The 10,461-nt window shown below is 69.8% G+C and carries 13 protein-coding genes; 8 read left to right on the top strand and 5 right to left on the bottom strand.

All coding sequences use genetic code 11. The annotated features are described in order from the left end of the window. Positions 1–520: transposase family protein (locus AB0M08_RS32895; protein WP_364501823.1), on the bottom strand; the 520-nt coding region annotated here is incomplete at its 3' end. 141 nt (positions 521–661) lie between these two features. Between AB0M08_RS32895 and AB0M08_RS32890 the strand changes: the two genes are divergently transcribed. Further along, complete coding sequence (locus AB0M08_RS32890) at positions 662–1,531, top strand: DUF5919 domain-containing protein (RefSeq protein WP_364501820.1); 870 nt, start codon at positions 662–664, stop codon at positions 1,529–1,531. After that, positions 1,528–2,319: an inositol monophosphatase family protein gene (locus AB0M08_RS32885; RefSeq protein WP_364501817.1), complete on the top strand. Its 792-nt coding sequence runs from the start codon at positions 1,528–1,530 to the stop codon at positions 2,317–2,319. Before AB0M08_RS32890 ends, AB0M08_RS32885 begins: the two co-directional genes overlap by 4 nt. A gap of 40 nt (positions 2,320–2,359) precedes the next feature. Here the strand turns inward: AB0M08_RS32885 and AB0M08_RS32880 are convergent, their stop codons facing one another. From AB0M08_RS32880 to AB0M08_RS32870, 3 genes are all read right to left on the bottom strand, one after another. Beyond that, positions 2,360–3,124 (bottom strand): DUF2637 domain-containing protein, encoded by a 765-nt coding sequence (locus tag AB0M08_RS32880; protein WP_364501814.1) that lies wholly within the window; start codon positions 3,122–3,124, stop codon positions 2,360–2,362. After that, entirely contained in the window at positions 3,124–3,342 is a 219-nt protein-coding gene (locus AB0M08_RS32875; RefSeq protein ID WP_364501811.1) for a hypothetical protein, read from the bottom strand. Before AB0M08_RS32875 ends, AB0M08_RS32880 begins: the two co-directional genes overlap by 1 nt. 106 nt (positions 3,343–3,448) lie before the next feature. Continuing rightward, positions 3,449–4,036, bottom strand: coding sequence for an FAD-dependent oxidoreductase (locus AB0M08_RS32870; protein WP_364501808.1), 588 nt, complete (start codon positions 4,034–4,036; stop codon positions 3,449–3,451). Between the two features lie 187 nt (positions 4,037–4,223). On the opposite strand from AB0M08_RS32870, the gene AB0M08_RS32865 reads away from it, so the two are divergent. The 6 genes from AB0M08_RS32865 to AB0M08_RS32840 are packed head-to-tail and all read left to right on the top strand — an operon-like array spanning position 4,224 to position 8,867. Then, complete coding sequence (locus tag AB0M08_RS32865; protein WP_364501805.1) at positions 4,224–4,979, top strand: SDR family NAD(P)-dependent oxidoreductase; 756 nt, start codon at positions 4,224–4,226, stop codon at positions 4,977–4,979. A gap of 25 nt (positions 4,980–5,004) precedes the next feature. Continuing rightward, positions 5,005–5,604, top strand: a complete 600-nt coding sequence (locus tag AB0M08_RS32860; RefSeq protein ID WP_364501802.1) for a carboxymuconolactone decarboxylase family protein — start codon at positions 5,005–5,007, stop codon at positions 5,602–5,604. Then, positions 5,601–6,032: an HtaA domain-containing protein gene (locus tag AB0M08_RS32855; protein WP_364501799.1), complete on the top strand. Its 432-nt coding sequence runs from the start codon at positions 5,601–5,603 to the stop codon at positions 6,030–6,032. The genes AB0M08_RS32860 and AB0M08_RS32855 overlap by 4 nt, the downstream gene beginning before the upstream one ends. A gap of 3 nt (positions 6,033–6,035) precedes the next feature. After that, a complete protein-coding gene (locus AB0M08_RS32850; protein WP_364501796.1) occupies positions 6,036–6,737 on the top strand; it encodes a TetR/AcrR family transcriptional regulator in 702 nt (233 codons plus the stop codon). Between the two features lie 25 nt (positions 6,738–6,762). Next, positions 6,763–7,455, top strand: a complete 693-nt coding sequence (locus AB0M08_RS32845; RefSeq protein WP_364501794.1) for a response regulator transcription factor — start codon at positions 6,763–6,765, stop codon at positions 7,453–7,455. Beyond that, positions 7,452–8,867 (top strand): HAMP domain-containing sensor histidine kinase, encoded by a 1,416-nt coding sequence (locus AB0M08_RS32840; RefSeq protein ID WP_364501791.1) that lies wholly within the window; start codon positions 7,452–7,454, stop codon positions 8,865–8,867. Before AB0M08_RS32845 ends, AB0M08_RS32840 begins: the two co-directional genes overlap by 4 nt. Here AB0M08_RS32840 and AB0M08_RS32835 read toward each other — a convergent pair. Then, the gene (locus AB0M08_RS32835; RefSeq protein ID WP_364501788.1) at positions 8,848–10,221 is read right to left on the bottom strand and encodes a prolyl oligopeptidase family serine peptidase; all 1,374 of its coding nucleotides are present in this window, start codon (positions 10,219–10,221) and stop codon (positions 8,848–8,850) included. The genes AB0M08_RS32840 and AB0M08_RS32835 overlap by 20 nt on opposite strands. Between the last annotated feature and the right edge of the window lie 240 nt (positions 10,222–10,461).

Raw genomic sequence — 10,461 nt, 5'->3', positions numbered from 1 at the left:
CGTCGAAACTCCAGCGGGGCTTGCCCCGGCGGACCTCGTCGATACCCAGCACCGTCACCGGCTCGGGTTCGGCCGGCAGCACCTTCCCGGCGTGCGCGGTGAACGCTGCCGCGACGACCGGCCAGGACAGGCCCAGGTCACGGCCGGTTTGCACGATCGTGCGGTTGGCGTCGGCGACGGCCGCCCCGGCGGCATGGCGCATCCGGACGGTGATCCGGGCCCGTGCCGGGACCTGCGGTACCTGCTCGGTGAACGTCTTGCGGGGGCATCCGGGCTGGTCACAGTGCCAGCGGCGTTTACGCCACCGCAGCCGGGCCGTCCGCCCTGCCATCGGTAGATCACGTGGCCGGGTCGTGGTCCACTGCTTCACCCGCACGGCCCGGAACCCGCACTGCGGGCAGCATCGTGCCTGCTCATCACCGGTGGACAGGTGGACGACGGGCGAACCGTCCGGGTGCAGCTCGACCCGATCGGCGACCAGGCCGTCCAGGCCCAGCAGCCGGGTCGTATCGTTGACCATGCTCGCAGCTCTTCACTTGTGACTATCCGATCTAGACACTCAGATGATCACTGATGAGCTGCGAGCCCTCACACTCGGACCGGACTCAGCCGCGAACCCCGCTCAACTTCGAAGAGCCGGCATCTCTGGGACACGGAAGCCATGATCAACGCTTTGGCGAGTCGCGACGTCGCCCAGATCTTCCGCCTGGTCCAACGAGAAACTCAGGTGAGCCAAACTCGCCTCGGCGTAGCGGCCGGCCTGAGTCAAGCCCAGGTCAGTGAGATCGTCGGTGGCAGGCGCAGGGTTGGCAGCATCGACGTTTTGAATCGCATAGCCGCCGGGCTCCGCATGCCGACGGAGGCTCGCGTCGTGATGATGCTCGGCGATCCCACGTACGGCGCCATGCACCTCACGACACCATCGAGTGACGCGCTCGCGATGATGCCCACGGCGTACGATCAAGCGATCACCGAAACGGAGTTGATCGCCCGATTCTCCGACGTCGATGCGATCTACCCAAGTCGATCGGAGTTCACCTCGAACTTTCCGCCGCACGCACTGTTCGATAACGCCTCGAAAATCCGGGCAGCCGGCCTATCGCTCAACTTGATCTGCCAGCAGTACGCCGATAGTCGGCTCTCCCAGCTCGTTCGCGACGGCACACACCTACGCTTGCTCTTCCTCGATCCAGCAGGTAGCGCCACGCGCGAGCGAGAGACCGAGGAAGGTATGCCGGCCGGTCAACTCGGCGCCCTCACCACGCTCAACCTTCAAGGGATCCTTCGGGTACGTGACCGCCTGCCGGTCGAAGTCCGCGAACGTATTGAGGTGGCTACCTACGATCAGAGCATTCGTGTCAACATTGTACTAATTGATGACGTTATGTGCGTCGCTCAGCAGTACCTACCGCACGCACGAGGGGTGGAAGCGCCGACAATGGTGATCAAGAAGCGCTGGCCGACGCTGGGGCTCTACCCCGTCTTCGAGCGCACCTTCGACGAGCTTTGGAGTGGTGGACAGCTCCGATGACTGATTACGCCGACCTCTTGCCGGTAGCCCACCAGGCTGTCGACATAGCGCGCGAGATCATGCGCACCATGCAGCCTGGCGTTCTGACCGCCAAGGGCGATCGGGACATGGCGAGTGAGGTCGACTTCACCATCGAGGAGCGAGTGCGTGCCTTCCTCGCCGATCGCACACCAGAGATCGGCTTTCTGGGCGAGGAGCACGGCCTCAGCGGAACCTCGCGTGAGCTGACGTGGGCACTCGACCCGGTTGACGGCACCGTCAATTTCATCCACGGTTCACCGCTCTGCGCCGTCTCTCTGGGCTTGATCACCGAGAATCGCTCCGTCCTCGGCATCATCGACCTGCCGTTCTTCGGCAGCCGCTACTCGGCGGCGGAAGGCAGCGGCGCGTACGCGGACGGCCAGCCGATCAGGGTGAGCACTACACAGCGAGTCGCCGACGCTGTCGTAGCGCTCGGTGATTACGCGGTGGGGAGTAACGCACTCGCGAAGAACAGAGAACGGTTCGCGCTGACGGAACGACTCGCGGTGAGCGTGCAGCGCGTCCGCATGCACGGTTCTGCCGCCATCGACCTGGCGTGGCTGGCGGCCGGGCGGGTCGATGCCGTTGTGATGCTGGCCAACAAGCCATGGGACACCGCGGCTGGCGTCGCGATCGCTCGTGAAGCCGGCGCGGAAATCGCCGACCGGGACGGATCGGCACACAGCTTCGCGGCAACCGCGACGATCGCCGCTAACCCGGACCTCCTGCCCTCGATTCTCGACCTCACCTCTACTGAGTCGCCCTGAACGTCAGCCCTGGCAAACGGGCCCTTCTCGCATGTTGCTCTTACCGTTGTCCACTACGGGTCTCCGAGGTAAGGACACGCAGCAGGACTGACATCCGAGCATTGGACGCCGGATGCCCGTCAGCGCGCATCTGACGAGCCAGTGCTTCCCGCGTCATCGGCTTCCCTTCGCCCGTCAGAGTCCGGAGCGCCGCACGGGCGGCCGGAAGCAACACCATCGCCTCCGGATCGGTCAGCTCCATTGGGGTTCCGGCCGCCGGTTCGGCAGGAGGCCGTGCCCCGCCGTCCCCACCATCTTCGCTGTCGACCGGGACCGTCCCCAGGCCGTCCCCGTCCCCGATGGCGGGTCCGGGACCGTCCGCAGCTTGCGGGACGACGGTCCCCGAGCCCGTCGCGGAGACCGCCGATTCGGCTGGACGCGGTGGTGACGGCTCAAGCAGGCCGAACAGCAACTTCACCGCGATCAGAAGTGCGAACGCGGGCCAGCCCGATACGGCCCGCCCGATCCAGTCGTTACCGCCGACCGCGAAGTTGGCGGAAAAGCTCGCCCCGGTGCCCGCGATCAACGCTGCCCACGGCAGCATGCCGGACCGACGTCCGGCACGCTTGTCGGCCAGCAGGACAAGCGAGGACACGATCTCGATCCCGTCAACGGACAAAGGGAACATGTGGGCCCGCCAGCCGATCTCGCCGTGGGCGTGCGCGAGCTCGGCCATGTGGCTGTAGGAGATCGCTCCGGCGATGCCGGCGAGACCGATGACGGTCACCCCGGCTGCCGCACGGATCGCTGTGTCGACCCGGCTCATCAGCGGCTCACCTCCTCATCGGCCATCGCGGAGGCGACCAACTCGCTGAGGGCGGCAAGCAGCGGCGCGGCGGACTCGACCGGCATGGACAGTTGCGCCCCACCGTCGACGACGACGCGCAGGAAAGCGGAGCAGCGCCATGGCGCTACCGATTCGGTCAGGAACGCCACACCGGTCGGTGGGATCGGCCAGTTGCCCGCGCCGATGTTCAGCGGCACGTCGGTCGATCGGTGTTCGCCACCGACGCCCGATCGGTAGCCGTCGGCCTGAGTTGACGGGTCGGCGGTGCACCGCGACGGGTCGCACCAGCCGGGATGTTGCTGGTCAGGGGCGGTTTGGGGCGTACCGAAAATTTCTCGGCTTTTTTCGATCATTGACTACCGTCACCGAGCAGCCGAGGCGGACCGCGGCGGCCGCGATCTCGGTGCCGATGAAGCCGCCGCCGACCACGACCACCGGCTCGCCCAGCGTCAGGCGTTCGCCGATCGCGCGGGCGTCGTCGAGGGTTCGCAGCTGGTGGACGCCGGAGCCGGGGTTCCACGGCGAGGGGCGGGCGGCCGCGCCGGTCGCGATGACCAGGATGTCGTAGCCGACCGTGGTGCCGTCGGCCAGCCGCACGGTCCGGGTCGCGGTGTCCAGGCCGGTGGCGGCGGTGCCCAGCCGGGTCTCGACCCGGAGCTCGTCCAGCTCGGCGGCGGTGATCAGCCGGGCACCGGCCACCGCGGATTCCGACCAGTCGCTGGTCAGCAGGGCCTTGGAGAGCGGGGGGCGGTCGTACGGGAGCTCGGTCTCGGCACCGATGAGGGTGACCGGGCCGGTGTGCCCGAGGGCGCGCAGGGTCTGTGCGGTCCGGGTTCCGGCGAGGGAGGCGCCGACGATGACGACGTGCTGGTCAGGGGCTGCGAGGGTCATGCGCGCCGTCCTTCAGTTCTTTTAAAGGAACGAGATATCTATACAACGAAACACCAGTGAGTATCGTCGGGCTCGGTAATGAGTGTCAACGGCCCTTGCTTGACATCGCCGGGCGGTGGGGCGATTCTAGGCGAGCGCCACAACGGAACACTCGTTCTGTTGCGCGCAATGATCGGAGGGGAGACCCATGGCGGGAGCGGGACGCGTCGCGGTGGTGACGGGGGCCGCGGCCGGGATCGGTCGTGCGATCGCCGAGCGCCTGGCCGCGGACGGATTCAGGGTCGCGGTCCTCGACGTGGTCGACGGCGCGGCCGAGGCGGCGGCCAAGGAGATCGCGAACGCCGGCGGGACGGCCGCCGGATTCCGGGCCGACGTCAGCGACCGCGCGCAGGTCGACGCCGCGCTGGCCGCGGTCCGTGCCGAGTTCGGCCCGCTCAGCGTGGTGGTCGCCAACGCCGCGATCGCGCTGCAGCAGCCGTTCCTGGAGATGACGCTCGACCAGTGGAACCACACCCTGGCGGTGAATCTCACCGGTACGTTCAACGCGGTGCACGCCGCGATGCCCGACCTGGTCGCGGCCGGCTGGGGACGGGTCGTGCTGATCTCCTCGTCGAGCGCGCAGCGCGGCGCGCCCAACATGGCGCACTACGCCGCGTCCAAGGGCGGCCAGCTCGCCCTCACCAAGGCGCTCGCCATGGAGTTCGGCCGCAGCGGGATCACCGTCAACACGGTCGCCCCGTCGTCGATCGACACACCGAGCGTGCAGAAGAAGCGCGACGCCGGGAAGATGCCCTCCGCCGAGCAGATGGCGAGGTTCATCCCGGTCGGGCGCACCGGCACCGGCGCCGACATCGCGGCCGCCGTCGCCTACCTCGTCGCCGACGAGGCCTCCTACATAACCGGCCAGACCATCAGCGTCAACGGCGGCTCGTTCATCGGATGATGAGAATCGCGTGAGGAAGAGGAAAATGACCACGCCACGCATCACCCCGCGCCCCACCGAGGACTGGACCGACGAGGTCGACGAGGCCTTCGCGGTACTGCGCGCCCACGCCCCCGGTGGCGACCAGGGCGAGCGGCCCGCGCGACCGAAAGCGAACATCCTCGGGATCTACGCCTGGCACCCCGCGTTCGTGCGCGGCTGGATGCCCTTCTCGAACCACCTGCGGCACTCGACCCTCTCCGACCGGGTCCGCGAGATGGTCATCCTGCGGACCACCTGGCTCGGCTTCGGCGAGTACGAGTGGGCCCAGCACGTCTGGATCAGCCAGGCCGCCGGCTACCTGACCGAGGCGGAGGTCGCCGCGCTCAGCGATGGCCCGGACGCCGCCGTCTGGTCGCCGGAGGACGCCGCGATCGTGCGCGCCATCGACGAGATGTGCACCATCAAGAACGTCTCCGGTACGACCTGGACCGCGCTGGAGAAGCAGTTCACCCGGGAGCAGCTGATCGACTTCGCGTTCACGGTCGGCACCTACGACATGCACTGCACCGCGTTCAACGTGCTCGGCCTCCAGCTCGACGAGGGCATGACCGGCTTCCCGGACGAGCATCGGCGCGACGCTTGACGCCGCCGCCCGGGGCGCTGCGCTGGGCCGTCAAGGCCTCTTTCGTACGCTACGTCCGCGTGATCGCCGCCGGCACGGTCGAGGCCTCCGGCGGCGCGGTGCTCGACGCGGCCGACGTCGTCACGTTCCCGCTGGTGACCGACGTCCTCGCGGCCGGGTCCCGGGTGCTGGGCTTCGGCGGCGCGGTGCGGTACACCGCCCATCACGGCGCCCTCGACGTCACCCTCGCCGGGCTGCGGATCGATCTGGGCCCGGCGGGCGGCGGGCTCAGCATCGTGGCCGGCGGCGAGCGCCGCATCATCGCCGACCTGCCCTCGGACGGCGGGCCGCCGATCCTCACCCGGGAGGGTGTCCCCGTCTTCGGTGACGTCTATCCCGCCGGGACCGGGCTTGCGCCGCTCGGCCTCGACGTACCGATAGATTCCTGAACCATGTCCCAGACTCCGCCCGACCGAACAGCGCGCCGCGGCACCACCTCCCGTACGGGCGGGGAACGCAGGAACGTCCGGGGCGAGTCCACCCGCCAGGCCATCCTCACCGCCGCGGAACGCCTCTTCGCCGAGCACGGCATCGCCGCGGTACCGCTCCGCGACATCGGTGCCGCGGCCGGCCAGCGCAACCACGCCGTCGTCCAGTACCACTTCGGCGAACGCGACGAGGTGGTCCGGGCCATCATGGAGTTCCGCGGCGCGCAGAGCGAGGCCAGCCGGGTGGACCTGGTCGCCGGCCTGATGCTCGGCGGCACCCCGCCGACTGTCGCCGACGTGGTCGCGGCCTTCGTCCGCCCGCTCGCCATCCACATCCAGCCGGACAACCACTACCTCGCGTTCCTCTCCCTCTACATCACCGAGGAGGGCGGCTACGAGGGCCTCGGCGACGTGCACACCGGCGCGTCGGTGGTCACCCTGCGTACGGTCGTCAGCCGCCTCGTCCCGGACATCCCGGACGCGGTGCTGGAGGAGCGCTGGTGGGTGACGCTGACCAGCGCCGTCCACGCCCTCGCGCGCTACCACGCCGCCCAGCGCAAGCGGGCGAACCTGCCCGCCCCGATCGGCGTGCTGATCGACGACCTGGTGGCGGTCCTCAGCGCCGGCCTCACCGCACCCCTGGTTCCCGGCGACCCCCGCGGCTGACGACGCCGCGAGGGATCATGGTCGGATGCAGGATCGTGTGCTCGTCGCCGATGACGACCGGGCCATCCGGGAGTCGCTGGCCCGTGCCCTGGAGCTGGAGGGCTACGCGGTGGAGACCGTGGCGGACGGCGCCGGGGCGCTGACCCGGGCCCGCCGGGAGGTCTGGGACGCGATGATCGTCGACGTCATGATGCCCGGGATCGACGGCCTCGGCGTGTGCCGGATGCTGCGGGCCGACGGGGACCGGACACCGGTGCTGATGCTCACCGCGCGGGTGGAGACCTCGGAGCGGGTCGCCGGGCTGGACGCGGGCGCCGACGACTACCTGCCGAAACCGTTCGAGCCGGAGGAGCTCTTCGCCCGGCTGCGCGCGCTGCTCCGGCGTACCCGGCCGGGCTCCGGCGGGCAGGGCGAGAGTGCCGTGCTCCGGGTCGCGGACCTGCGGATCGACGTCGCGGCCCGCCGCGCCTGGTGGGCGGACGCGGAGTTGTCGCTGTCGAAGACCGAATTCGATCTGCTCGAACTCCTCTCCGGCAACGCCGGCGCGGTCCTCGACCAGCCGACGGTCTACCAGCTGATCTGGGGCTACGACTTCGGTGCCGACTCCAAGAACCTGGCGGTGTACATCGGCTACCTGCGGCGCAAGCTGACCGCGGCCGGCGCGCCCGCGCTGATCCACACCGTCCGCGGCGTGGGCTACTCGCTGCGGACGCCATGAGCCTGCGGACCCGGTTCGCCCTCATCTTCGCCGTCATCAGTACGGTCGCGGCGGCCCTGGTCGGCGTCCTCGGCTACCAGGTGGCGTCGCGGCGGGTCAGCCAGGAGATGGACCGGTCGCTGAGCACCGTCACCGTGGCCCTGGCCGGATTCGCCGGCACGTCGTCCGGGGTCACCGCCGAACCGGTCGCCGCCGGTGTCGCGCTCTGCCGGCCCCAACCGGCCTGCGGGCAGGACGTACACGTCGTCGCGCAGCGGGTGGCCCGGGACGCGGCCGTCGTCCCGCTGGTCGGCTATCCCCGCGCGCTGCCGGTCTCGGCCGCGATCCACCAGCTTGCCGTCTCCGGTACGGCGGGGGAGACGACCACGAGCGAGGTGGTGGTGGACGGGGAGACGTACCGCCAGCGGACCACCGTGCTCGCCGGCGGGCAGGGCGTGCTGCAGGTCGCGGTGCCGGCGGGCTACGTGCGGTACGTGCTGAACGGCATGGCGCTGCAGTTCACCCTGATCAGCGGGGCGGTGCTGCTCGCCGCCGCCGGGACCGGCTGGCTGCTCGCCCGGCGCATCACCCGCCGGCTGGTCCGGCTCGCCGGGATCGCCGAGCGGGTCAGCGCCGACGGGCGGGCCGACCAGGCCGTACCGGTGGACGGGCGGGACGAGGTCGGCCGGCTGGCGGTGTCGTTCAACACCATGCTCGGCCGGCTCGCCACCGCCCGGGAGGAACAGGAACGCCTCGTCCAGGACGCCGCGCACGAACTGCGCACCCCGTTGACCAGCCTGCGCACCAACGCCACCGTGCTGCGCCGGATGGACGAGCTCTCCCCGCCGAGCCGGCAGCGGCTGATCGACGACATCGACGGGGAGACCCGCGAGCTCAGCCGGCTGACCGACGAACTGATCGAGCTCGCCCTCGCCACCCACCGCGACGAGCCCGAGGAACCGGTGGAGCTGACGGCACTCGTGCGGAGGGCGGCCGACCGGGCGCACCGCCGTACCGGAAGGGAAGTGGTCTCGGAGAGCGACGACTCCCGCGTGCTCGGCCGACGGCGGAGCCTGGCCCGGGCGGTCGGGAACCTGCTGGAGAACGCCGCCAAGTTCGATGCCGACGGGCCGGAGCCGATCGAGGTACGGGTCCGCCGGGGCGAGGTCGCCGTCCTGGACCGCGGGCCGGGGATCGCGGCCGGGGACGTGCCGCGGGTGTTCGACCGGTTCTACCGCGCGGACACCGCTCGTGGCCTGCGCGGATCCGGCCTGGGACTAGCCATCGTCCGGGACGTCGCGGCCGCGCACGACGGCACCGCGTTCGCCCGGGCGCGGCCCGGCGGCGGTGCCGAGGTCGGCTTCACCGTCGGGCCGGCCCGCCTGCTGCCGGCGGCGCCGACCGGCGTGGACGTCAGCCCGACTGCTTCATGATCCATTCGCGGATGCCGTCGATGGTGTAGGCGACCTGCCAGGTGGCCATGTGCTCCATGGTGGTGCCGGCCTTGACCGCGGGCAGGGTGCCGGTCGCGAAGCTGGCGAAGTTGATGCCGGCCTTCGCCGTCTCCATCGTGCTCACGTCGCTGGCGAACTGCTCCGCGGCGGCGTCGCCCTGCCAGGTCGCGTGGGTGACCTTCGCGCCGTTCTTCTCGGCGAGCGCGGTGATCGCGGTCATTCCCGGATAGGCCTTGGTGTCGCCCTCGGAAACGGTGATCCACAGTTTCTTTCCGGACAGTGCCGCGGTCTGCTCGGCGGGCCACTGCCCGGCCACGATGAACGACGCCGCGAACAACTCGGGATGCCGGGCGTTCATGCCGATGGTCATCATCGCGCCCATCGACTGGCCGGTGGCGTACATCCGCTTCGTGTCGATGCGGTACTGATCGGCCAGCGAGTTCACCAGGTTGATGGTGGCGTCGAACTGCTTCGTCGGCTGGTAGTCGTCCTGCACCACGACCGTGGCGTACTGCGGAGCGAGCACGAAGCACGGATTCTTCGCCTGGTCGGCCTCGCTCGCCCAGCAGATCGCACCCAGGCCCTGCACCAGCGGCCCCTGCGCCGGGGCGCCGACCACGCTGGCGTCGTGCATGAACAGCACCAGGGGGTATGTCGTGCTCTCGTCGTAGTCCTTCGGGATGAACAGGTTGTACGCGATGCTCTCCCCGGTCGCCGTGTCGGCGTAGGTGAACTGCTGGAAGTCGTCCACGATCGGGGTCACCACGGCGTTCGTGGCCAGTGCGGTGGCGGCGGGATAGGTGGTGCCGTCGACCGCGGTGATCGCGTTGACCTGCGTGATCGACGCCGAGGCCGTCTTGACGGTCGGCGCCGAGTCCGCACCGGCGGCCGGTGGTCCGCCCTGGGCCCCGGAGGGCATCGCTCCCCCGGATGGCATCGCGCCTCCCGACGGTGCCCCACCGCCGTTGCCGCCACCGCCACCCTGACCGGTGACCCACAGCGCCGCGTCCGCGTCGTCGGCCGACAGTTCGACGATCGCGTACCGGCCGTTCACACCCGTGTCGGCGACCGCCGCCGTGGTGTTCGCGTACACCTTGGTCACGGTCCGCCCCGCCACGGTGAAGTCCGCCGTCGCCAGCTTCGCGGTGTCGATCTCCGCCGGGAACTCGAGCGCGACCGCGATGAACTTCTGGCCGCCGCCGTACACCTGCGTGATCGCGGTGGCGTTCGTCGCCGCCGAGGCGGACCCGGAATCCGAACCGCACGCCGCCACGCCGAGAACCGACAGCAGACCCACTCCGGCCGAGCCTTTCAGAAACGCCCTGCGCTGCACCGTAGAACTCCTTCACCATTCCGGCTGTGTCATTTCTGTGCCCGACAGCCGCATCTGCCGGGAATGACAAGAATTGCAGGAAAGGAGACCGTTCTGCCGGAAAGGAGAGGTAAGAGAACGGTGAGAATGCGGTACCGCGAACGCAGTACCCGGAGATCGTCCGCTCGCTGTTCCCGCACTTCGCCGGATCCGGGGAGGCTTCTTCGTGTCCGGCGGCGCACATCCGCGCTCCGCACGGGA

The sequence above is a fragment of the Actinoplanes sp. NPDC051851 genome (genome assembly GCF_040681165.1).
GTDB lineage: Bacteria > Actinomycetota > Actinomycetes > Mycobacteriales > Micromonosporaceae > Actinoplanes.
This window is presented reverse-complemented; position numbering and strand designations above follow the sequence as displayed.

Coding starts and splice junctions, on each gene's coding strand:
- AB0M08_RS32890 (WP_364501820.1), top strand. CDS start 662: ATGATCAACGCTTTGGCGAGTCGCGACGTCGCCCAGATCTTCCGCCTG.
- AB0M08_RS32885 (WP_364501817.1), top strand. CDS start 1,528: ATGACTGATTACGCCGACCTCTTGCCGGTAGCCCACCAGGCTGTCGAC.
- AB0M08_RS32880 (WP_364501814.1), bottom strand. CDS start 3,124: ATGAGCCGGGTCGACACAGCGATCCGTGCGGCAGCCGGGGTGACCGTC.
- AB0M08_RS32870 (WP_364501808.1), bottom strand. CDS start 4,036: ATGACCCTCGCAGCCCCTGACCAGCACGTCGTCATCGTCGGCGCCTCC.
- AB0M08_RS32865 (WP_364501805.1), top strand. CDS start 4,224: ATGGCGGGAGCGGGACGCGTCGCGGTGGTGACGGGGGCCGCGGCCGGG.
- AB0M08_RS32860 (WP_364501802.1), top strand. CDS start 5,005: ATGACCACGCCACGCATCACCCCGCGCCCCACCGAGGACTGGACCGAC.
- AB0M08_RS32850 (WP_364501796.1), top strand. CDS start 6,036: ATGTCCCAGACTCCGCCCGACCGAACAGCGCGCCGCGGCACCACCTCC.
- AB0M08_RS32845 (WP_364501794.1), top strand. CDS start 6,763: ATGCAGGATCGTGTGCTCGTCGCCGATGACGACCGGGCCATCCGGGAG.
- AB0M08_RS32840 (WP_364501791.1), top strand. CDS start 7,452: ATGAGCCTGCGGACCCGGTTCGCCCTCATCTTCGCCGTCATCAGTACG.